At 42.6% G+C, this 23403-nt stretch carries 22 protein-coding genes; all 22 read right to left on the reverse strand.

Annotated elements, in window-relative coordinates; all coding sequences use genetic code 11:
- Positions 1-2 precede the first annotated feature (2 nt).
- The 22 genes from KUL10_RS06585 to fliE all read right to left on the reverse strand — a co-directional run bounded on the left by KUL10_RS06585 (position 3) and on the right by fliE (position 23202).
- Complete coding sequence (locus KUL10_RS06585; protein WP_110428125.1) at positions 3-2297, reverse strand: chemotaxis protein CheA; 2295 nt, start codon at positions 2295-2297, stop codon at positions 3-5.
- 11 nt (positions 2298-2308) lie between these two features.
- Entirely contained in the window at positions 2309-3055 is a 747-nt protein-coding gene (locus KUL10_RS06590) for a protein phosphatase CheZ (RefSeq protein WP_110428126.1), read from the reverse strand.
- 29 nt (positions 3056-3084) lie between these two features.
- The gene (gene cheY, locus KUL10_RS06595; RefSeq protein WP_110428127.1) at positions 3085-3468 is read right to left on the reverse strand and encodes a chemotaxis response regulator CheY; all 384 of its coding nucleotides are present in this window, start codon (positions 3466-3468) and stop codon (positions 3085-3087) included.
- A gap of 44 nt (positions 3469-3512) precedes the next feature.
- Positions 3513-4241, reverse strand: coding sequence for an RNA polymerase sigma factor FliA (locus tag KUL10_RS06600; protein WP_110428128.1), 729 nt, complete (start codon positions 4239-4241; stop codon positions 3513-3515).
- A gap of 11 nt (positions 4242-4252) precedes the next feature.
- Positions 4253-5104: a MinD/ParA family protein gene (locus KUL10_RS06605; protein WP_110428129.1), complete on the reverse strand. Its 852-nt coding sequence runs from the start codon at positions 5102-5104 to the stop codon at positions 4253-4255.
- Positions 5101-6540: a flagellar biosynthesis protein FlhF gene (gene flhF / locus KUL10_RS06610; protein ID WP_110428130.1), complete on the reverse strand. Its 1440-nt coding sequence runs from the start codon at positions 6538-6540 to the stop codon at positions 5101-5103. The genes KUL10_RS06605 and flhF overlap by 4 nt, the downstream gene beginning before the upstream one ends.
- Positions 6541-6572: 32 nt before the next feature.
- Positions 6573-8672, reverse strand: coding sequence for a flagellar biosynthesis protein FlhA (gene flhA, locus KUL10_RS06615; protein WP_110428131.1), 2100 nt, complete (start codon positions 8670-8672; stop codon positions 6573-6575).
- A 502-nt stretch (positions 8673-9174) separates the two neighbouring features.
- Positions 9175-10305 (reverse strand): flagellar biosynthesis protein FlhB, encoded by a 1131-nt coding sequence (gene flhB / locus KUL10_RS06620; RefSeq protein ID WP_110428132.1) that lies wholly within the window; start codon positions 10303-10305, stop codon positions 9175-9177.
- A 45-nt stretch (positions 10306-10350) separates the two neighbouring features.
- Positions 10351-11106 (reverse strand): flagellar biosynthetic protein FliR, encoded by a 756-nt coding sequence (gene fliR, locus KUL10_RS06625; protein ID WP_373415178.1) that lies wholly within the window; start codon positions 11104-11106, stop codon positions 10351-10353.
- 27 nt (positions 11107-11133) lie between these two features.
- Entirely contained in the window at positions 11134-11403 is a 270-nt protein-coding gene (gene fliQ, locus KUL10_RS06630; RefSeq protein ID WP_110428134.1) for a flagellar biosynthesis protein FliQ, read from the reverse strand.
- A 1-nt stretch (position 11404) separates the two neighbouring features.
- Positions 11405-12151, reverse strand: coding sequence for a flagellar type III secretion system pore protein FliP (gene fliP / locus KUL10_RS06635; protein ID WP_110428406.1), 747 nt, complete (start codon positions 12149-12151; stop codon positions 11405-11407).
- A gap of 16 nt (positions 12152-12167) precedes the next feature.
- On the reverse strand, positions 12168-12527 hold the full coding sequence (gene fliO / locus KUL10_RS06640) for a flagellar biosynthetic protein FliO (RefSeq protein WP_233499735.1): 360 nt from the start codon (positions 12525-12527) through the stop codon (positions 12168-12170).
- A gap of 112 nt (positions 12528-12639) precedes the next feature.
- Positions 12640-13095 carry a flagellar motor switch protein FliN gene (fliN, locus tag KUL10_RS06645; protein ID WP_110428136.1) on the reverse strand — a complete coding sequence of 152 codons (456 nt, stop codon included), beginning with the start codon at positions 13093-13095 and terminating at the stop codon, positions 12640-12642.
- Between the two features lie 16 nt (positions 13096-13111).
- On the reverse strand, positions 13112-14170 hold the full coding sequence (gene fliM / locus KUL10_RS06650; protein WP_110428137.1) for a flagellar motor switch protein FliM: 1059 nt from the start codon (positions 14168-14170) through the stop codon (positions 13112-13114).
- Positions 14171-14248: 78 nt separating this feature from the next.
- Positions 14249-14758: a flagellar basal body-associated protein FliL gene (fliL, locus tag KUL10_RS06655; protein WP_110428138.1), complete on the reverse strand. Its 510-nt coding sequence runs from the start codon at positions 14756-14758 to the stop codon at positions 14249-14251.
- 72 nt (positions 14759-14830) lie between these two features.
- Complete coding sequence (locus tag KUL10_RS06660) at positions 14831-17185, reverse strand: flagellar hook-length control protein FliK (protein WP_110428139.1); 2355 nt, start codon at positions 17183-17185, stop codon at positions 14831-14833.
- Positions 17186-17474: 289 nt separating this feature from the next.
- Positions 17475-17927 carry a flagellar export protein FliJ gene (fliJ, locus tag KUL10_RS06665; RefSeq protein ID WP_110428140.1) on the reverse strand — a complete coding sequence of 151 codons (453 nt, stop codon included), beginning with the start codon at positions 17925-17927 and terminating at the stop codon, positions 17475-17477.
- Positions 17928-17939: 12 nt separating this feature from the next.
- A complete protein-coding gene (fliI, locus tag KUL10_RS06670) occupies positions 17940-19313 on the reverse strand; it encodes a flagellar protein export ATPase FliI (RefSeq protein ID WP_110428141.1) in 1374 nt (457 codons plus the stop codon).
- Positions 19294-20091 (reverse strand): flagellar assembly protein FliH, encoded by a 798-nt coding sequence (gene fliH, locus KUL10_RS06675; protein ID WP_110428142.1) that lies wholly within the window; start codon positions 20089-20091, stop codon positions 19294-19296. The genes fliI and fliH overlap by 20 nt, the downstream gene beginning before the upstream one ends.
- Positions 20091-21137, reverse strand: a complete 1047-nt coding sequence (fliG, locus tag KUL10_RS06680) for a flagellar motor switch protein FliG (RefSeq protein WP_110428143.1) — start codon at positions 21135-21137, stop codon at positions 20091-20093. Before fliG ends, fliH begins: the two co-directional genes overlap by 1 nt.
- Before the next feature lie 23 nt (positions 21138-21160).
- Complete coding sequence (gene fliF, locus KUL10_RS06685; protein ID WP_110428144.1) at positions 21161-22852, reverse strand: flagellar basal-body MS-ring/collar protein FliF; 1692 nt, start codon at positions 22850-22852, stop codon at positions 21161-21163.
- Between the two features lie 17 nt (positions 22853-22869).
- Positions 22870-23202, reverse strand: coding sequence for a flagellar hook-basal body complex protein FliE (gene fliE, locus KUL10_RS06690; protein WP_110428145.1), 333 nt, complete (start codon positions 23200-23202; stop codon positions 22870-22872).
- Positions 23203-23403 lie beyond the last annotated feature (201 nt).

Below are 23403 nucleotides of genomic sequence, written 5' to 3' on the forward strand. Positions count from 1 at the left end.
GACTATGCGTAGCGCTTAAGTAAACTTGGAATATCCAAAATAAGCGCAATACCACCATCAGAGGTGATTGTCGCACCTGCCATCCCTGCAGTACCTTGTAGTAATGCATCTAAAGGTTTAATAACCACTTCTTCTTGGCCGATCAAAGAATCAACGACAAAACCAACCTGCTGCGTACCAATTTGAACAACAACAACATGTCCCTTGGTACGATCAGTTGAACCACCATTTCGATTTAACCACTCACCTAAGTAGAACAAAGGAATCGCTTTTGACCGAACAATTTTAGTTAATTGACCGTCAACAGTATTCGTTTTACTGATGTCCATATTGATGATTTCATTAACTGAACCCAATGGCAGAGCAAACGTTTGTTCACCGACAACGATCATCAACGTGGGTAAAATTGCCAAGGTTAGAGGGACTTTTATCTCTAGAGTTGTCCCCTTGCCTAATTCTGAATCGATGTTAACTGAACCATTTAACTGGTTTATTTTTGTTTTTACAACGTCCATTCCGACACCGCGACCCGAAATGTCGCTGATTTCAACCTTGGTCGAAAACCCGGGCGCGAAAATCAAATTGAACGCTTCAACATCTGACATTCTTGCCGCAGAATCAGCGTCAAGCACGCCTCTGCTGATGGCAATTTCTTTTAATTTTTCTGGGTCCATACCTTTACCATCATCTTTGATGGTCAACAGTATATGGTCACCTTCTTGTGAAGCTGAAAGCTTGACGATTCCCATTCTAGGCTTACCTGCGGCCTCACGGTCATCGGGCATTTCGATACCGTGGTCGACAGAATTTCTGACTAAGTGAACCAATGGATCAGCCAGCGCCTCAACGAGGTTTTTATCTAAATCAGTCTCTTCACCTTCAAGTTCTAAAGTGATTTCTTTCTTAAGTGTACGTGCTAAATCTCTAACGACCCTGGGGAAACGGCCAAATACTTTCTTGATTGGCTGCATACGGGTTTTCATTACCGCACCTTGTAAATCGCCGGTTACAACATCGAGGTTTGCAATCGCCTTCGACATACTTTCATCGGCATTGTTTATACCTAAGCTAAGTAGCCGATTTCGGACAAGTACTAATTCTCCGACCATATTCATTATCTGATCTAGTCTCCGCGTATCTACCCTAACTGTCGTTTCAGCTTGAGGCGCGGCTGCTGCTGGCTTTTTGTCGTCTTTTTTAGCGGGTGGCTTAGGTGCAGCCTTTGCAGGTGCAGGTTTGGAAACCGCACTAGACTTACTTTCAACCGCTGGTGTTTTTGGCTTGTTCTCTTCAACTGTTTTTGCTGCGGGTTTGGTTTTTGCATCGGCTTTGTCGGCCTTACTTCCCGAATCATTGGGTTGTGTATCTTGAGTTGACGGTTTTTCCTCGGCAACTGCTTTTGAGCTAGGCTGTTCTATTGCTGGGCCTTTGCCTTCTCCATGAAGTTGGTCTAACAAGGCTTCAAATTCGTCGTCTGTTATCTCTTCATCGCAATCTGTGGTTTTTTGCGCGGATTCACTATCTGACGCTTTGGCTTCTGCCTTAAATGTTCCCTTTCCATGTAAATCATCTAAGAGTGCTTCAAATTCATCATCAGTGATATCTTGGTCACCCACTGAATCACCACTTGATTTATCTTCAGGTGTACTGGCTTCTGTGGACGGAGGTGCTGCCGCATTTGGCGCGCCGTCTCCATGAAGCTCGTCTAATAGCGCTTCAAATTCGTCCTCAGTAATTTCATCAATCGCCGAATCTGACCCTGATGAGGCAGCGTTTTCGATTACAAGTTCAGGTTCTTCTTGGTTTGCTTCTGCTGTCGTTTCTTCTATTTCTTCAACAGCGGGTACGTCGGTTTGCTCTTCAGAACCAGCTTCCGGTTCTGCTATTTCGATAACCTCATCTGCTGTTTCTGGCTTACTTAGTTTGTGTAGCAGCTCAATAAGTTCCGGTGTTGCAGCTTCAAGCGGCTCTCTAGCTTGGACGCGTTCAAACATTTCCACGACAACATCTGTCGCTTGCAATATCACGTCCATTAGCTCAGGCGTCAGCGTTCGTTGGCCATTTCGCATGATGTCGAAAACATTTTCCGCGCCGTGGCAAATCTCTACCAATTCGGTTAGCGCCAAAAATCCAGCGCCCCCTTTAACGGTATGATAACCACGGAAGATAGCGTTTAACAAATCACCATCTTCGGGATTATTTTCCAAATCAACTAATTGTTCTTGGAGTTGTTCAAGTATCTCTCCAGCTTCAACTAGAAAGTCTTGTAATATGTCCTCGTCAACTTCAAACGACATTCGTTGGCTCCTTAAAACCCTAAACTTGACAGCAGATCGTCAACGTCATCTTGTCCAGATACGACGTCTTCGCGTTCTGCTGCATCGATAATTGGCCCTTCGGCTTTTACTGTATCGGATTCTTTTTCGGATCTTTGAGGTTTATCTTTAAGTTCTTGGTCCCCAAATGCCGTCAGCATAGAAACCAAACTCTCTTCCACCTCTTTTACCAACTCAATTACTCGGCGAATAACTTGCCCAGTAAGGTCTTGATAACCCTGAGCCATCAAAACCTCAGTTAATAGCCCATTTAAAATAGCAGAGTCTTTATTTGTCGACTTAAGAATTTCATCTAGCTCTAGACAAAGCGATTTAAACTCACCAAGTTCTATTTGCCTGCCCATCAGCTTTTCCCATTCAGGCATAATTGCGCTTAAACGATCATTTATGGTTTCTGCTATTGGCATGCTTCGTTCAACAGCGTCCATTGTTGTATTAGCGGCCTTTTCGGTTTCTTCAATGACGTAGTTTAATCGCGTGCGAGCATCAGGAATTTCGTCTTGCGTTAACCCCATAATGCGATCATCAACTTGAAACGTTCTTAATGAATCATGCAGCTGTCGGGTGAGCTTTCCAACTTCTGAGAAAAGTTCCGTGGATTCTCTCATAGTGATAGCTTCTACCAAAGAGTTGGCAGATGCTTTGTCGTTAGCTTCTAAGTACTCAACAAGCTGACGAGCCTCATCAAGGGAAATGAGATCTTTTTCTGTCGTTGTCATTCAACGTTACCTCGCTTGGATAGACGTTGTTAACCCAGACGTTCAAAAATTTTGTCTAGTTTCTCTTTGAGTGTTGCAGCAGTAAATGGTTTTACTACGTAGCCATTTACACCAGCTTGCGCTGCTGCCACGATTTGTTCTTTTTTAGCTTCAGCGGTCACCATCAACACTGGCAGGTGTTTAAGGCTATCGTCTGAACGAATCGCGCGAAGCAAATCAATTCCTTGCATGCCCGGCATATTCCAGTCAGTTACCACAAAGTCAAAATCACCATTTTGAAGCATTGGCAATGCAGTGCTGCCATCGTCTGCTTCTTGAATATTGGTGAAGCCCAAATCTTTAAGTAAATTTTTGATGATCCGTCTCATTGTCGAAAAGTCGTCAACAACAAGAATTTTCATATTTTTATCCAAAACCGCCTCCAGTGAGGTTTATAATCCAAAACAATTCAAAAAAATTAGTCAGCTACTCGCCATGACTGCATTTTTGACTTCAATTTCAACATGGCTTGACTGTGAATTTGACTCACCCGAGATTCACTGACCTCAAGCACTTCACCAATTTCACGTAAATTTAATTCTTCATCATAGTACAGAGATAGCACAATCGCTTCACGCTCTGGTAATGTTGTTATCGCCCGAGCCAGCGCTTTCTGAAATGATCCTTGCACCATTTCTTCATATGGAGTGTTAGATCCTTTATTTTCTTCGCTGCTGAGCACGTCTTCACTCACGCCTAGGTCTTCTATTCCGATTAACTTTCCAGCATTCACTTCGTTTAACATCTGGTGATAATCTTTTAAGCTAACTTCTAACTTTTCCGCGACGTCGACGTCTCTCGCATCTCTACCCGTTTCTTTTTCGACTCGTGAGATGGCCTCAGTGATTGCGCGGCTATTTTTATGCACAGACCTCGGTGTCCAATCGCCTTTTCTAATTTCATCAAGCATGGCACCACGAATACGAATACCTGCGAAGGTTTCGAAACTAGCGCCCTTAGAACCATCGAAATTCTTTGCGGCCTCCAATAATCCAATCATACCTGCTTGAATTAGATCATCCACAAGGACACTTGCCGGCAATCTTGCCATTAAGTGATGAGCAATTCTCTTAACGAGAGGCGCGTGACGCTCTACTAACTGATTTTTATCAATTTGTTGTTGATATACTGCGGCTTTGTTACTCACTGATAAATTACCTATTCGTTTCTAGATACTAACTGCTCGACAAAAAACTCTAAATGACCACCTGGGGCCGAGGGAACAGGCCAAGACATTAGTTTTTTGGAGAACTCAGTTATCGCTTCGGCTGCAGGAGATGATGGATAAGCATCAACAATCGCTGCCTGTTTGCGGACGGACTTTCTGACATTTTCATCAAACGGAATGACGCCGACTAGTTCTAACGCAACATCTAAGAACCTTCCGGTGACCTTTGAAAGCTTGCTAAATAACTCTTTGCCTTCTTTGCTGCTTCTAACCATATTGGCAACGACTTTAAACTTAAATACACCATGTTCACGGTTGAGAATTTTGATGAGTGCATAAGCATCGGTCAACGACGTTGGTTCATCACAAACGACCACGACGACGTCTTGTGCGGCTCTTGAAAAGCTCATGACCATATCTGAAATACCAGCAGCGGTATCGACAATAAGTGTATCAATATCCGTTCGCAATTCACTAAATGCTCGAATTAGACCGGCATGTTCAGTCGGACTGAGCTCTGCCATAGATTGCGTTCCGGAAGTGGCCGGCGCAATTTTAACGCCATGTGGCCCAGTCACTAAAATTTCATCCAGTGTGCATTCACCTTTGAGCACGTGAGATAAGTTTTTATCAACACGTAATCCTAATAGCACATCGACATTGGCTAACCCTAAGTCAGCGTCTAGCACCATGACTCTTCGACCTTGTTTGGCCAGTGAAATTGCAGTGTTTAAAGTGATATTAGTTTTGCCAACACCACCCTTACCACCTGTGACTGCAACAACTTTGATAAGCTTAGTTTGATTCATTTTTCGTAAACTACTCGCTTGGTCGACAATCATATTGCACGGACTGCTTCGGTTAGTTTTGATGGCGTAGTATGCGCTAATCCATACTTTTTATAAAGCTTTGCAGCCACCATGGTTAAGTTTTTTGCATCTGCTAACTTAATATCTTCAGGAACTCTTTGTCCATCAGTAACATAGTTCAAAGGCAGGTCATTTTCAATTACAACACTTAAGGCTTCACCTAAACTATAGCATTCATCCAATTTACTCAAGATGCAGCCGTTTAATTGCACATTATCGTAAGCGCTAATTGTTTGATTTAAAACCTGATATTGAGCACCTGCAGGTAATACTAAATACTTTTTAACCTGTAAAGACAAGTCTTTTTCGTAATCGTCTAGTTGAGAGATGAGCCTCTCATCTCGTTGACTAAAGCCTGCAGTATCAATGAGCACCAATTTCTTGTGTCTCAATTGATATAAATAATGGTTTAATTCTTCAGAGTTTTGCGCCTTTTTTACCGCGCAGCCTATGATTTTCCCGTAAGTCGCCAATTGTTCGTACGCAGCTATACGATAAGTATCAATAGTGATCATGGCCACTTGGTCTGCACCATATTTTTGCGCATATTTAGCGGCTAATTTCGCGACAGTTGTTGTTTTACCCGTACCTGTTGGTCCGACTAATGCGACAACGCCGGACTGCTGCAAAATTTCATTTCCACCAATTTGTAGACGATTGGCTAAGAGATTCAGCGTGTAATGCCAAGCTTTATTTTCTTCAATCCGTTTAGGAACAAAACCGACTAGCTGCTGCGCTAATTCATCACTAATCCCCATACCGCTTAGCTTATTTGATAAATAGGAATGCATAGGGTTGCTGCGTCGTTTTTTCTCATCTGATAAACCAGATACCTGGAACTGCAGAACATTACGTATTGAAGCTAACTCTTCTTTGATCGAAGTTAACTCCGTTTGACTGCTTTCACTCTCTGTAGCATCCAGAAGATCCGAGGCTTGACTATTACTAACGGCTTCACTGTAAAATTCATCAGTACTTTTACTCACCGGCGTTCTTACATAGTCATTAGTTAAACGAGACTCACTCTGACGTTTCTCCATCGGCTCATCTAGATTATATGATCGCGCTAGGCCTGAAGAACGTTCAACCCGTTCAGGTACATCAGTGAGGCTCGCTTTGTTTTGTTTTTCAAGCAAGGCTTTTAAACTATCAGGTCCATCATCGCCAATAATATCACGAAGACTGGGTGTTGAAGTCTTTCCTGACTTTTTGTTTTCATCGGCCAATGAAACCCGGTGAACGGGGGATGCTTGAGTTTGAATTTCGGTTTCTTTATCAACCGCAACAACAAGCTCAACGCCGCCATTCACTTTTTTGTTAGACATAATGACAGCGTCGCCACCCAACTCGTCTTTGACTTGTTTGAGCGCTTCTCGCATATCTTTGCCAAAAAAACGTCTAATTTTCATAATGTCCTCGTCAACATCTCTTTGATGTCAGTTTATTGACCAACTGATGACACAATTTTGATTTGTTTATCATCAGGAATTTCTTGATACGAAAGTACATGTAAGCCGCTGACTGCATTTTTCAAAAATCTTGATAAAACGGGTCTCAACATGCCTGACGTTAGTAAAACAGAAGGCTCACCTGCTAGCTCTTGCTGCTGACTAGCTTCACTCAACGACTCTTGAAGTTTTTCAGCCAGTCCAGGTTCAATACCAGAGCCGTCTTCCCCACCTGCCTGAAGAGACTGATGCAACATCTGTTCCAATTCAGGCGCCAAAGCAATAACGGGTATCTCATTGTTACCATTGGTTATTTCTTGAACGATCAAACGTTTAAGCGCGATACGCAATGCCGAAACTAACACATCGGGATCTTGGCTCTTCGGCCCATACTCAGCAAGTGTTTGACAAATTGTACGCATATCACGAATAGGTACACCTTCGTAGAGCAGTGTTTGGAGGACTTTAACCATTGTACTTAGCGACAAAATGTCGGGCACTAGGCCTTCAACTAATTTAGGGTTTGATTTTTCTAACATATCCAACAATTGCTGTACTTCTTCGTGTCCAAGTAATTGATACGCGTTGGTAGTGAGAAGTTGAGAAAGATGTGTGGCTACAACTGTCGCTGCATCAACAACGGTATAACCAAGTGTTTGCGCATGGTCGCGTTGATTCGGTTTAATCCAGACAGCATCTAAACCAAACGCTGGATCTTTGGTTGCAGTGCCTTCCAACTTCCCGAAGACCTGGCCAGGGTTTATAGCCAACTCGGCATCATGGCTAATTTCTGCATCACCAATAGTGACCCCCATCATTGAAATAGTATAAGCGTTTGGTGCAAAGTCTAGATTATCTCTAATGTGAACGGGCGGTACCAAAAAGCCGAGCTCTTGTGACAGTTTTTTCCGTACTCCTTTAATTCTTGTCAATAATTCGCCACCTTGCGACTTATCAACCAACGGAATTAGGCGGTATCCGACTTCCAACCCAATGGTGTCGACTTGATGAACATCATCCCAATTCAATTCTTTTATTTCAGCTGGCCCACCAATTTCTTTTGGCATAGTCTCAACCAATGCCGCTTCCTCTGCCAGTTTCTTGGCAGCGTAGTCGCGATAATATGCATATCCACCAACTGCGAAAGAAAATGTTAAAAATGCGAAATGAGGCATGCCTGGCACAATCCCCATGACAAATAAAATCGCTGAAGTGATGTAAAGTGCTTTCCGATTAGATAGTTGTTCGCTTATCTCAGCGCCCATTTCTTGCGTTTCATTTTCGCGTGTGACAATGATGGCAGTGGCTACTGATAATAATAACGAAGGAATTTGAGCAACAAGTCCATCACCGATCGTCAAAATAGTGTAAACCTCCATTGCATTGCCAAATGACAATGAGTGTTGGTACATACCGATAAATAATCCGCCGACAATGTTGATCAACATAATAAATAGGCCGGCTATTGCGTCGCCTTTCACAAATTTTGATGCACCGTCCATCGAGCCATAAAAATCTGCCTCAGTGGTAATTTCTTCACGTCGCTGCCTTGCTTGATCTTGGTCGATATAACCTGCATTTAGATCAGCATCAATTGCCATTTGCTTACCGGGCATCGCATCCAAGGTAAAGCGAGCGTTAACCTCCGAGATACGCCCAGCGCCCTCAGTCACTACTTTAAAGTTGATGATAAGTAAGATTGCAAACACCACCACACCAACCGCATAGTTACCACCAATAACAACTTCACCAAACGCCTGAATCACTTTACCCGCAGAATCACCGCCTTCATGGCCATAGAGCAATACGATTCGAGTAGAAGCAACATTCAACGCAAGACGTAAAACTGTCGCGACTAACAACACAAGCGGGAAAATACCGAAATCAATTGGACGTTTTGTAAAGACACAAACCAAAATAATCACAAGAGAAAGTGCAATATTAAAGCTAAAAAGCACATCCAAAAGAATCGGTGGCATCGGCAAGATAACCATACCCATCAAGGCCAAGACCACTATCGGTGCCCCTAAGCCTGCGGTAAACGTTTTAAGCTGATTTCGATCTATTTTCTGAAAAGCGGTGGATAACTGCATATACCAATTTTTTGACGTGTGGTTTTATTCTGATAGAGGTATTTCAACTAACGTGCCAAATGGTTGAGCTTGTTATTAAAAGGTGGAGTGCGGTGGCGGATGTTAGGTTTACTATGTTCCAACGAGGTTCCATTTTTCAAGGGAATGACGTTTCTTCGGTGTTATATTTGTTTGTGACGATTCTTTGTTGTTGCAAGTTTAATCCTCATTCCTTCGTAGGAAGGAATCTCGCAAATCAACAGCCAATCCAATCAAACTATCGAGCAATCATTACCAAAGAACATTCAGCGCGTCAGATGAGCGTTTCCCCTTTATAAAATCTTGTGCCACAAGGACGTGGCGCTAGAAACGGGCATGGATGCCGTAAAGTGGTTTTATAAAGGGAAAATGCTCATCTGGCAAAAGCTGAATATGGCTTACGGAGAGTGGTGGTTGATGTTTAGAGATTGCTATGTTCCAAGGAGGTTCCCGCATGTGCGGGAACGATGGTGATGAGTGGCGTTTATCGGCGTAACTCTGGTGGGATATCAAACTCTTTCTTGAGCGGTTTAGGACGCTTGCCCTTGCCTTTCTTATAAGCCTTAAGCTGATAGACATAAGCCAGTACTTGAGCAACCGCCATAAACAACTTATGCGGAATCTCCTGATTAGCTTCAGTTGAATAATAAATAGCACGTGCAAGCATGGGTGACTCAATGATTGGGATGCCATGTGCGCCACCAATCTTACGAATGTGCATCGCTAACTCATCAATTCCCTTAGCAACTAATACTGGCGCTCGCTCACCATTATCTTCATATTTTAAGGCTACAGAATAGTGAGTTGGGTTGGTTACAATGACATCTGCACTTGGCACGTCTTGCATCATGCGATTCGCAGAGGCTTGATATTGTAGACGGCGAATACGCCCTTTGGTTTGTGGGTCACCTTCTGAATTTTTACGCTCATCTTTCACTTCCTGAAGGGTCATTTTCATTTCTTTGTGGTGCTTATGACTTTGAAACGGTACATCAATGATTGCGATTGGTATCATTCCCAAACACAACAACAGAAAAGCCCATTCAATCATCTCTAGGGCGTGGAATATGCTTAAAGGATAGAGTTCCATATCAAGATGCAAAGCTTCGTCTTTAAAGACTATTAAGGAAATATAAGCCATCAACATAATGACACCGACTTTGGCGATGCCTTTGAGTAATTCAACTAAGGCTTCGACGCCAAACATGCGTTTAAACCCTTGTACTGGGCTTAAACGATTGGCTTTGGGGGCCGCAGACTGCCAAGTAAAGTTAAATCCCCCCATCGCGATATTGCCATAAAAGCCACCGACAAGAGCGATAACCATAAAAATCAAAACAGGCGTTGATGATTCTGATACCGACATGTCCAAGATTTGAAACATGTGGTCTTTGTCGTAAGTCTCATCCCGCGAAAGGATGAATGAACGCCTGAAAACCGTATACATCGCGCTGGCGAGCATTGAGCCAATGGATAAAAGGGCAACTGCGCTAGAAATCAACACGAGTGTCGTAGATAGTTCTTTGGAACGGGCGATCTGGCCTTTTTTTCGGGCGTCTTCGAGTTTTTTCGCCGTGGGTTCTTCCGTTTTTTCAAACGAATCATTATCAGCCATGAATAACTCCCCCTTTACTGCGTAGGCGTGTTATGAACACACTCTTTATGAGCATATTGTCAGTAACTCACACATGAACTGCTGTCCACGTTGCCAATGTTGTTGAAAGTGGAATGTTTGGTTGGTCAACGTAATATAGATGATCACCAAACCCATGATTTGGGCGATTGAGAAGCCTAAACTGAATATATTTAACTGGGGTGCCGCTTTAGTCATGACGCCAAAAGCTAGGTTGACGATTAGTAGCGATACAATCGGCGCTAAAGCGATGGTCAGTGCCATAATAAACATCCAGCCTCCCCAGTGCGCAATATCTTTAAGTTGCGTTGGGCTAAACCAAGATTCAGCGACTGGGAATGCTTCAAAACTCATGACGATCATTTGAATCATGGCTAAATGCCCGTCGACCGTCCAGAAAATAAGTGTTGCTAATATCAAATAGAATTGACCGACAGCTGGCACATTAACACCATTCATCGGATCAACGATTGACGCAAAACCCAAACCTGTCTGCATTGCGATAATTTGACCAGCAAGCACAAAAGTCTCGAGTACCATCATTGAGATAAAACCAATCGCAACGCCAATCAGTAGCTCTTTTATTACCAGTAAAAATGCGCCTAGATTTACCAAATCATCAATTGGCACCGGCGGCACAACAGGCACAATCATCAGAGTTAACATAACGGTTAATAGCGTTCTTACCGGAACCGAAATGGTTCTTGCACTCAAGCCCACCATAGCAGCAAATAAACCAGATATACGCATGAAGGGCAGCATATAGTCTGACAAAAAATTCATGATGGTGCTGGACAAAATATCCACGGATTAGCCTACGACCTGCGGAATGCTATCGACCATGAAAAAGGTAAAATCCATCATCTTTTGTACGATCCAATTACCGCCCCAACTCAATACGAGTAAGGTAATAAGTAGACGCGGTAAAAAACTCATGGTTTGCTCATTGATCGACGTCGCTGCCTGAAAAACCGCTACGACTAAACCCACCACTAGGCCAGGCAGAATGACAAATGAAACAATCACAATTACAATAAACATCGATTCTTGTAGGATTTCGACAAACAATTCAGGTGACATGTCAGACTCCCATCCCAAAGCTGGTCGCAATAGTACCGAATATCAAATTCCAGCCATCGACTAATACAAAGAGCATGAGTTTGAATGGCAGTGAAACAATCATAGGCGATAACATCATCATACCCATTGCCATCAAAATTGACGCTACGACCAAATCCAATATCAAAAAAGGAATGAATAACATAAAGCCTATTTGAAACGCAGTTTTTAATTCACTGGTGACAAAAGCAGGAATTAACACGGTCAGTGGTACATCAGCAGGATCGTCATATAAATCCTCATAACCGCCAATTCTGACAAAAGTTTCTAAATCCTTGACGCGTGTCTGAGAGAGCATAAATTCTCGCATCGGTAATTTAGCTGCTTCAAACGCTTGTTTAGAAGTCATCGTTTCTTCTAAATAGGGTTGTAATGCCGTTTCGTTAACTTCTTCAAAGACGGGCGCCATGATGAACATGGATAAAAACAAACTGATACCAATTAAAATTTGGTTTGACGGGGATTGTTGAAGACCAATCGCCTGACGCAAAATAGACAGCACAACAATGATCCGCGTAAACGAAGTCATCATCATGATAAACGCAGGTATAAGGCTTAGCGCCGACATAATAAACAAGGCTTGAAGCGTCATTGAATATTCTTGGTCACCATCTGCGTTTGTGCTGACAGTAACCGCTTCTATGCCTTGTGCTATTGCTTCTAAGGGCGTTAATAAGAAAAGGCCCAAAAGTAAGAAGTTTTTAAACATCATAAAGACTCGTCCATTAATCATTATTTGGCTTACCTTTAACATTAGGATTGATAGCTTGAGCCATCGCAGTCGCGAGCTTTTGTTGGAACCCACCTTGTCCCAATGATGAAACGACAGTTTCACCTTGCTTGTGATTGGTTTTTAAAGGCTTATCTAAAGTTGCAAGGTGATTTATTTGATTAGCAGTCACCCCCAATAGGTATTGTTCCTCTCCGACTTCAATCACAATGACCTTTTCTTTTGTGCCTGCCATCATCGAGGCCACCATCTTCATTTGACCATTGCCAGCCTGAGTGACATTAAATCGACGCATCAACCACGCAAGCGCAAAAATAATGGCGACGACCAGTAATAAAGAGAGAAATATTGACAAAACCGAGGATGGATTTGATAAAGAATTAGTTTGGGGTGAACTTTGAGCGTAACTATTAAATGTAAAAAAGAAAGAGGCGAACAGTGCATAAAACACTGTTCTATATATGTTTTTATTTGAGTTTTTTAATTCTTTCGACCTGAGAAATAACATCTGTTAACCGTATACCGAACTTATCGTTAATCACTACTACCTCTCCATGAGCAATCAACGTGCCATTTACCAAAACATCTAATGGCTCGCCCGCAACGCGGTCTAATTCAACAACTGAACCTTGGTTCAATTGCAATAAATTTCGAATTGAAATCTCGCTTCTTCCCACTTCCATCGAAATGGTGACAGGGATATCTAAAATCGTATCTAGCTTTTTCTTTTCAGCACCCGTTATCGGTGCGTCTTCAGAAAGCTCTTCAAGATCAGCTGGCTGAGCGCCAGACTGGGCTTCGGCATTCATTATCGCATCAATGTCGTCTTGAGCGTCACCTTCACCACCACCTTCAGCCTCGGCTTCAGCTTGCTCTTGCATCGCGGCTTCCCAATCGTCTAAACCTTCGCCTTCTTCACTCATTGTCTTTTCCTATTACTTACAAATCTTCTTCTAATACAGAAAGCTCTGCATCGTTATCTATCACTTTTCCGCCTTTTGTCAGCAATTGAAGCTCTGACTTCACTGACGTTGGACGCGGTATCTTTTCAGTTATTTTCAGTGCGACGTTGTCTCTTGATTTACCAAGCTTGGCTCTAAACGTCGGCAACTCTTCTATCAAGACCGTGACTGTTTCTGGCATATCAATTGGGATAATGTCACCCGCTTGGATATTCATTAATCGTTCTAAACTGATGTCCATCTCTAGTAGGTGCGTGTTAAGCCCCACTTTGACATCCATAATTTCATCACGAAGTGCTTTACTCCACCTGAAGTCGGTATCTTCTTTATCGTTTTGAACACCTGCATCGAGTAATTCGCGGATGGGTTCTAGCATTGAATAAGGCAAGGAAACGTGGAAATCGCCACCACCACCGTCTAATTCGATATGAAACGAACTGATCACGACTACTTCTGTCGGACTGACGATATTCGCCATCGCTGGGTTGACTTCTGAGTCCAAGTATTCGAACGATACATCCATAACCGGCGCCCAAGCTTCTTTGTAGTCTTCAAAGATAAGCTTAAGTAGCATCTGTATGATGCGTCGCTCTGTTGGTGTAAACTCTCTGCCCTCGATTTTGGCGTGGTAACGACCATCACCGCCAAAGAAGTTATCAACCATGATAAAGACTAAACGCGCTTCCATAGTAATCAAGCCAGTGCCTTTCAAAGGTCTAAAGCGCACCATGTTCAAACTAGTCGGTACAAACAAAGTATGAATGTACTCACCAAACTTAATCATTTGAATACCGTTGATTGATACTTCAGCCGCTCGTCTCATCATATTGAAAAGCGATACGCGCATATGGCGTGCAAATCGTTCATTAACGATTTCTAAGGTCGGCATGCGACCACGGACGATACGGTCTTGAGAAGAAAAGTCGTACTCTAGAGCTGAGCCGTCATGCTCGACCTCTTCGACCTCTTCTTCTTCGACATCGTCTACTCCGTGAAGTAGCGCATCAATCTCGTCTTGTGATAATAAATCGCTCACAATTTTCTCTCTTGTTAAGTTTGCCTGTTAGTTAAACCGGTGTTCATGGTTTAGTTAGACAAACCAATTTAGTTCGGCTTACTGAATTACAAATCCAGTAAATAATACTTGCTCTACGACTGGGTCTTTCTCTAATTCATTCATGACTTGACGAACCTGTGCGGTTGCTTTTTCTTTCAAGTCAACCTTGCCAACATCAGTAACCAGTTCATCAGCATTGGCAGCGCTAAATACACTTAAAATAGTGCCTTCAATCATCGGGATGTGTCGCTTCGCGCGCTCTTCGTTTTCGATGCCACGCACCATCAGCTGAACTTCGATCTGAACGAGCCTTTCACGGGCAACGCCTGGCGCGTTAAATTGAAAAGGTCGAGGCATAGCAACATACATTGCCAACCCAGTATTAACAGGCTCTTCTTCCATCACTTCCTCGGCGGCAGCATCAACTTCTTCAGGCTCTTCGCCACCCAAGAAGAAAAACGCGCCTGCACCACCACCAGCAAGTAACACGACAACTGCAATGATGATGATCATCATCTTGCCTTTTTTCTTGCCGCCTTCTTCAATTTCTAAATCTTCGTCTGCCATTTTTTTGTCTCGGATTTATTTATTTTTAAATTAGTCAAAACTTTGTGCTTGCATCTTTAACCATGCTTAAAATCAAGCATAGTGGTCGATACCACCAATACGTCCATTAACAATTCGTTGTTCGCTGAGTACATTTTGTTCAGCTAAGTCATTGTTTTGACTTTCGTTGTCATCACTATTAATGATGTTTGCACCGCCCGTGCCAAGGTTTTCGTTTTCGGCTAATTCTTGTTGATTATTACCAGAGTCTTGCTGGACACTTGATTCACCTAGCGATATCCCCTGCTCTTCAAGCATGTCTCTAAGTTGCGGTGCTGCTTGATCTAACACATCTCTTGCGTGCTGTGATTGAACAACAAAATTAACTGAGGCAGCATCGCCAGACATCGCGACTTTAATTTGCATACCACCCAAATCAGGTGGGTCAAGGCGAATTTCTGCCGTTAAGCTGCGGTTATTGACCATCCAACGCACTTTTTCAGCTAACTGAGTTTGTCCATCTGGTTTTAGAATATTGAAGGCTTTGTCATTATTGGCTTGTTGGTTCAGTTGTTTGGCGTTTTCTACTTGAGCTTGGTTAACTTCTTTTTGCAGATTCACTTCATTCAAGCCAATCGTCGCGCTCACAGCTTGGGTTGTTGCTTGGCTTAGGCTAGAGGCCACCCCTAAGATATTCGCAACCTGCGTGACTTGTCTTTCAAGCTTAACTTCGGCTTGTGGTTGAACAGCACTGACTTCGGTTTTAGCTAGCGCATCGCTGACTAACGCTTTAAGATCAATACCTGGTTCACGCCCTTGCTTTAGTTGTTCTTTTACTTCTTTAACACCTGCCTGCAAGGCAGCAATAAACTCAGTACCTTTGCCTTCTGCTTTAAGTTCGGTCACGACTTCGCTGACTCGTTTGTTTATATTTTCCAATGCGCTTTTTAACTTGTCTTCTGGTAAGTTACCTAAAAGCGCCAGCGCTTTGCTACCATTGGTTTTTTTGGGAAGCTCAACGACCTTATCTGCTTTTAGATCTGGTGAAATAGATTCAACAGCTTGCGCTCGGCCGGCCAATCTTATTTCCTCTCTCGCCAAAACATCATTATCTCGATTGCTAAGTCCGTTGGTTCCACCAAGTGTTTGAACAGGAGAAAGTTCATCATTATTGACGAGCACCTCCTTTTCTGATTCTTTTGCTTGCTTGCCTTCACCCAACTTTAGCTCTTGGTTTTGCGATGCGTTAATCGATTGCTCCCCGTCCACTAAAGGCTTCTTTTTGTCGTTAACGGTTTGAGTGGCATCCTGTTTTACAGCTACATTTTCAGCATCTGTAGGTCCAACTTTAATCACCGGTTCTTTTTCTACGCCAGTAGCTTTGTCATCAAGCGAAATTGCGCTTTTGCCATCAAGCTCGTCAGACTTTTTGTTTGCAATAAGTGTTTTTAACAAATCTGAATCGAGCGCTAATTCGGTATCTTTATTAACTGAGTTTTCAGTTTCGTTCGTAGCTTCATTACTTTCTTGCTCTGAACTAATAAAACGCTCTAAAATTTTGGCTACGGCGTTATCTAAGGCTTCAAGCTTTTCTGCATCAATTGTGATGTTAGAGTCGATTGATAACCCTTCTAGTTCGAATATTGCAACTAACTCATCTCGATTTAGATGCACAGTTACAAACTCTTCTTGCATGTCTACTGGCAATTTTTCGACAATTTCATCGATTCCTTCAATCTTAGCGCTTTGTGTACCTTCCTCAGTTAGCTTTTGATCTTCAATAAATTGAGTAAACAAATCGTAACTAGATAGCTTGCTTTCTAATCCATCAATGTCGACTATCGCTTCATCTTTTGAGTCCAACAATCTGACCTGATTAACGTATTCAACCCAATCAAAGTCGTTTTTGTCTTCACTATCACGGGTCTCATTTCTGGTATCAGCTGACTCAAGCTTCCTATCAGAACTAGCATCATCATGATCTTTCGGTTTCGCATTAGCGTCTTCGTTGACATCGCTTACTTTCTCATTGCGATTGTCGTTGTCGTTATCTTTGACACTTTGCTCAGCGCGTTCTTTTTGTTCAGCAATTCTAGCTTGACTTTCTTCATAAGCTTTTTTACGTTCTTCAGCCCTTAGGCTCTCTTGTTTTGACTGCTTATCATGTACATCACGCCTTTGCTCCAGAGCTCTATTTTCCTCGAGCTCGGCTTGCTCACGCTGTTTGGTCTCATGATGCTGTCTATTGCGTTCAATTTCAGTTTGCTCATTCGCTTTAGATTCTTGACGTTGCCTAGCTTGCTCCATTGCATCTTCAAAAGCACTTCGTTGTTCAAAGGTTTGGCGGAGTGAAGGATCGTCGTTAGTAAGCCCTGTACTAATCTTAAAGTCATCAATCGGAAGCTGTGCATTCAATTCAGGTTTAAGTGCGGCAATATGTTGCATCATAATCAATCATCCTAAGCATTTATTTAGTTAAAACCTCAAAGTTTTACGGTTTTTACAAACATAAAAGGTTTAGCTAGAACAGGATTAGCAAAGCACATGCCACAATTATACCCCTTTATTATCAATAGCTTAAACAAAAATCACCGTATATAAAGCGCGAAGTATTGCCACAAGAATAGTATTACTGCCGCTTCTGACTTGGAATAGCAAGTGGGTTTGGATATATAATTGAATAGGGGAAAAGCTAAGGATAATTGAAACCAATCAGCCAGTGTAAAAAGCTGAAAGCCTAATATGGATGAAATTGACTTCTTACAAATTTCTGTAAGGCCACTTCGTCAAACATCGCTTGTTCTTGCTTATCTTCTTTTTGTTTTGCTAGGTCTTTTTTGCTCTGAATTAGATGTTCAATTGCTTTGCGTTTTTGTTGCTGTGTCATCCATTGGCGCTTTCGTTCTTCAGCAGCGAGGGAGGCTTGATTTAAGAATTGGGTTTGCTGTTCACATGCTTTATCTAATTTACCTACAAAAGAATGATGTTGATGCATGTTTTTAGCTTCTAATCCTAATTGGCCTTTTTGTTGTAGCATTTTAAGGTAATTTAGTCTGTATTCTTCAAGCCCCTGCAACTTATTTCGATTATCGACGACATTTTTTTGAGCCAATTGATACTGCTGTGCGCATTTTTGCTCTCGACTTGTTTCGACTTCTGCTACGAGCGCTAGCTGTTTAAGACTGCTCATCAATTACAACCTTTATTGCGCTTGTCGCTGGTTAGCTTTTTGACCATGAGCTGACGCGGCATTTAATCCCCCACACAAGGTGCTCATTGATTCAAGGCTTTCTTTAAATGGGAGAATTTGCTTGGTTGTCTGCTGCAAAAATGCATTTATAGCTGGTTCCGCCGCAATAGATAAGTCAATTTTGGGGTCTGTTCCGCGTGTGTAGGCGCCAATATTAATTAAGTCACTGTTGCGATGGTAAGTAGAGTAAACCTGTTTAATCATGCGCGCATTTTGAACATGCTCGTCACTCACTACAGCGGGCATGACTCGACTAATTGATGCCTCGATGTCAATTGCGGGATAATGGCCTGATTCGGCTATTCTTCGCGATAACACGATATGACCGTCTAAAATTGCACGCGCAGAATCTGCTATTGGATCTTGTAAGTCATCACCTTCAGTCAAAACAGTGTAAAAAGCAGTGATTGAACCTTGTTGGCTCGTCCCATTACCCGCTCTTTCTACTAATGCAGGCAATTTTGCAAACACACTGGGCGGATAACCTTTTGTAGCAGGAGGCTCACCTACTGCAAGGGCTATTTCACGTTGAGCCATTGCATAGCGCGTTAATGAATCAATCAACAGTAAAACGTTTTTACCTTGATCTCTAAAATACTCTGCGATAGTGACAGCCGCTTCACAACCTTTTAAACGCATCAAAGGTGAAGTATCTGCAGGGGCAGCAACTACTACGGCTTTTTCGCGCTCTTCTTCAGTAAGAATGTCTTGAATGAATTCTTTAACTTCTCTACCACGTTCTCCAATTAACCCGACCACTACAATATCAGCTGTGGTACCTCTGGTCATCATCCCCATCAATACACTTTTACCAACGCCTGAGCCAGCAAATAAGCCCATTCGTTGTCCCTGCCCGACGGTAATCATGGTGTTTATCGCCCTTACACCTACGTCCAAGGGTGTTGAAACAGGTTGTCTCAACAAGGGGTTAATCGGTGCAGGCGAAAGGCTTGCGTTTGTATGACAGCCCAATGGTCCTTTGCCATCTAAAGGCCGCCCATTCGCATCAATCACTCGGCCCAATAAGTTATCTCCAACTAATATTCCGTTACTGGCAGTTAAAGGTTGAACACGTGAGCCAGGGACAATTCCTTTCACAGACTCTGTTGGCATCAAGTAAGTGATATCACCGGCAAAACCGACTACCTCAGCTTCTATTTCGCCATCGCTAGTTTGTACCAAACAACGACCACCAATGGGGATTTGACAACCAACGGCCTCAAGCGTTAACCCAACCCCTCTTATCAACTTCCCAGATGCTACTGCCCTGGGTTTAGCGAGATTTTGTTGGGCTGACTTTATTCGCTCAAGCAGTTCTTGGGTCATTGCTAATACCTTGTTCATTTAAAAACTTTTCAAAAACTTCTTTGCAACGCCTTTCTATCGATACATCTACTGCATTGTTTTCTGTAATTATTTCACAACCGCCGCGAGACATATTGGGGTTTTCAATTAATTGCCAATTATTTTCATTTAGGCACTCTTGCCCAAAGTGTTCTCCTACTAATGCAACATCGTCGGGGTGCATCTGAAATTGATAACTTTTATCCTGCACGGGGAGTACTTTGATACCTTCACTGATTGCAGAAAGCAATATTTCGGAATTTTGACTTGTTTCAACGCCTATCACGGATTCTGCTAATTTGACCGCCAATATCATAAGCTCTTTTTCGACATCTTGATTAATATTGGTTAAAGGTGTGGCATAAGCGTTTATCAACGACTGCCATTGCTTAGTCAAAGCTTGGATATGTTCCTCTATTTGTGCCTGAGCAGACTCCATCCCTTGTTTAGAGCCTTCTTCAACTCCCTGATTTCGGCCACTTTCTAGGCCATCTTCATACCCTTTTTCATGGCCTTCGCGTTGACCTAATTTAAACCCTTCTTCATAAGCTGATTGTCGAATCTCATCTATTTCTTCCGCGGTCAAGGGTTTGATTTCTTCAATCTCTTCCTCAGGTGCTTCGTATTTCCATGTCTTGGGTTTGTTTAATGCATTAGTCTTGTTGTTTTCTTCACCCAGTGCCTCATCGACACTCGGCAAATCCCAAGTTTTTGCGTGATTAAATAGCTCAGAGTTCAAAGGTTTGTTAATACGTCCCATTATACAAATTCTTCGCCACCGCCACCGCCGAGCATCACTTCACCTGCATCAGCTAGTCTTCTTGCAACTGACAAAATTTCTTTCTGTGCTGTTTCAACTTCACTCAATCTTACTGGGCCCATTGCTTCTAGATCGTCAAGTAGCATCTCAGCTGCTCGTTTAGACATGTTGCCCGTAATCTTATTGCGCAACTCTTCATCAGCACCTTTGATGGCTTTCATCAAGGCTTCTTGTTGCACTTCACGCAAGATTGCTTGAATACCTCTATCATCGACATCAATCAAGTTGTCAAACACGAACATTAGATCTTGAATTTGCTGACTCATTTCTTCGTCTTGTTCACGAATCGCATCCATCAACTGACCTTCAATATTTGTATCAAGGTAGTTCATAATATTAGCTGCAGATTTTAAGCCGCCCATTTTAGCTGCTTGTGCACCTGCCTGACCGGCAAATTGTTTTTCCATTATCTCATTCAACTCTTGCAATGCAGCAGGTTGTACCTCTTCTAGATTTGCAACGCGCATCAGTAAGTCCAGTCGGACTTTTTCAGGGAACTGTGACAGTATTTCGGCAGATTGCTCTGGCTCCAAATAAGACATCACAATAGTTTGAATTTGCGGGTGCTCATTCCGAATAATGGTTGCGACTTGCTTAGAATCCATCCATTTAAGAGATTCGAGCCCTTTAGCGCCATTACCAGTCATTATTTGATCAAGCAAATGAGCGGCTTTATCTTCACCTAACGCAGCTATTAGTGCACGCCTAACGAAATCTTGGCTCTTGAATCCTATCGTTGAATAATTTTGGATCTCATCAATAAAATGTTTGTGTACGGCAGTAATTTTGTCTTGCGTCATATCTTCCATGACGGCCATCGCACTGCCTAAAACCTGTACTTGTTTTGGTTCTAAAAATTTAAGTATTTGCGCAGCATCTTCTTCAGAGAGACTGAGTAACAAGATGGAAGCCTTCTCTATACCTTCGAGTTTATCGACATCATATGCGGGCGCTTCTAATTGTTCGTTATTATCTTCGTCCGCCATCCTACTGCTTCCTAATTTTGAAATTATTCATCTTGCATCAACCAACCACGAACTACCTGGGCAGAAAGTTCAGGCTCATTTGCTACCAAAGCTCTGACTGTTTTTAAAACATCCTCATCTTTGTGTAAGTTCGGCAACATTAAGGTACCGTCAGCTGCAAAGCCCACGGCTGTAGGGTCAAATTCTTCAGTCAATAAATTATCTGCGTCATCACCCAAATCAAGACCTTCTTCATTGTCAAAGGCGCTGTCTATTTCTGTATCAGGGAAAATCAACTTCTTGAGCATTGGGCGCACAACAGCAAGTATCAATACAATAATAACAATCGCACCTAATACTAGTTTTAGGATTGGCATAAATCGCTCTTGCTCCCAAAATGGAGTTTGTGCAATTTCGCCTAGATCTGTTCGGTTGAAAGGAATACTCACCACTTCGAGCGAATCACCGCGCGTGACATCGAAGCCTATTCCCCCCTGTAGTAAGCGACGAATATTTAGCAATGATTCTTGGCTTCTTGGTTCGGTAGTTACAGTGCCGTCTGCCGCAGTTGTAGCTATATGGTCTACTGCAACAGATACGCTTAACCTTCTAATTACCCCTGACTGCTGTTTGGTATGACTGATCGTAGTATCAAGCTCATAATTGCGTGTTGACTCTTTGCTGCTGCTGCCAGGAACAGGACGGTCCCCATTTCCACCTGTTGCTTCTTCAGGTATGTCTGACTCAAGTGGTGGTTGATTGGTTAGCGCTCCAGGAATGCCTGCGATGATATTACCCACGTTATTTTGCTCGGAAATCATTTCACTTCTGACCGCAGGTAGATCGGGATTAAAACGACGTTGAGTTTGTTCAACAGCAGTGAAATCCATCGTGACATCGGCTTGTGCAGTGTAGTTGCCAAGACCTAGTACAGGAATCAAGATGGAGTCTATCTTTTCCATGTATTCTAGTTCGCGCTTTTTCTCCAACTCAAACTCTTTTCGTGCCATGGAGCTCATTGAATCTTGCGACCCAGAATTAAGCAGCCTGCCATTATTATCGGTAACGGTAACTCTACTTGGCTCAAGACCTTGAACAGCTGAAGCAACAATATCAACAATCGAATCAACTTCTTCACCAGCCACTATATTGCCGCGACGAGCGGTTACAACAACCGTTGCACTTGCTTTCTTCTCTCGTCTAGCAAAAACATTTTCTTTGGGTAATGCGAGCAACACCTTTGCCCGACCAATTGAATTCATTTCTTCAATTGTGCGCGCAAGTTGCTGCTCTCTAGCATGCTTTAAGCGCTCCATTTCAACGCGTTGGCTTACTCCAAAGCCCATATCTTGCATGATAATATCTGTGCCTTGAGAAGCTTCATTAGAAATTCCGCTTCTGGCCATTCCAATTTTTACATCTTTAAATTGCGACTCAACAACGTAAACCGTGTTACCTTCCAATTTATATTTTATTTCGTTTTGATCTAGGTAATCTAATGTTTCGATTAGCTCTTGTGTAGGCATCTGCGCAAGTGGACGATAAGTCGGTTCTTTAGACCATAAAAAAATAAACACAGCAATTGCAATGCAAATCACAAGGGTAACGACCAGTGTAATTTGTCTCACCATTTCTGTACTACCAAGTGTATCCATTACACTTGATTTTGGTTCTGCCGGTAGTTCGGTATCCAAACTATCAGAGAGCGCGAGTTCCGTACTTACTGCTTCAGCCACTTATCTAATTCCTTATACTAAACTGGCATATTCATAATGGTTTTATACGCTTCAAGTAACTTATTTCTGACCTGAACCGTAGCTTCAAAAGCGATACCTGCTTTTTCCTTAGCGACCATCACATCAGCCAAGCTCATATCTGGATCACCCATATCAAAACGCTTCTGCATTTCTCTTGAGCCACCTTGCATCTCATTGACCTTGTTAACAGCATCGCTGAGCATATCTGCAAATTGAGTCGCAGATTGGTTAATGCCAACCTGAGGAGCCTGAATACCCATCCCGACGCCAGATATTTCTGACGACATCGCCTGCATTTGTTGATAAAGCGCGTTACCTTTAATATCCATGATTGATTACCTCAATAAGTGTCATTTTTTTGAAAAAATGCTTTCCCTTTGCATATTAACCTCAACAATGCATGAGACATGCCAATTTTAAATCCTTACTTTTCAACAAGATACAACTTAAACATCATAGGATTTTGAGACAAAAAAATGCCGCTAAAAAGCGGCATCAAAGCGACATCCTGTCGATTGCTCACAAATGAA

It is taken from the genome of Glaciecola sp. KUL10, assembly GCF_003203515.1.
Taxonomy (GTDB): domain Bacteria; phylum Pseudomonadota; class Gammaproteobacteria; order Enterobacterales; family Alteromonadaceae; genus Glaciecola.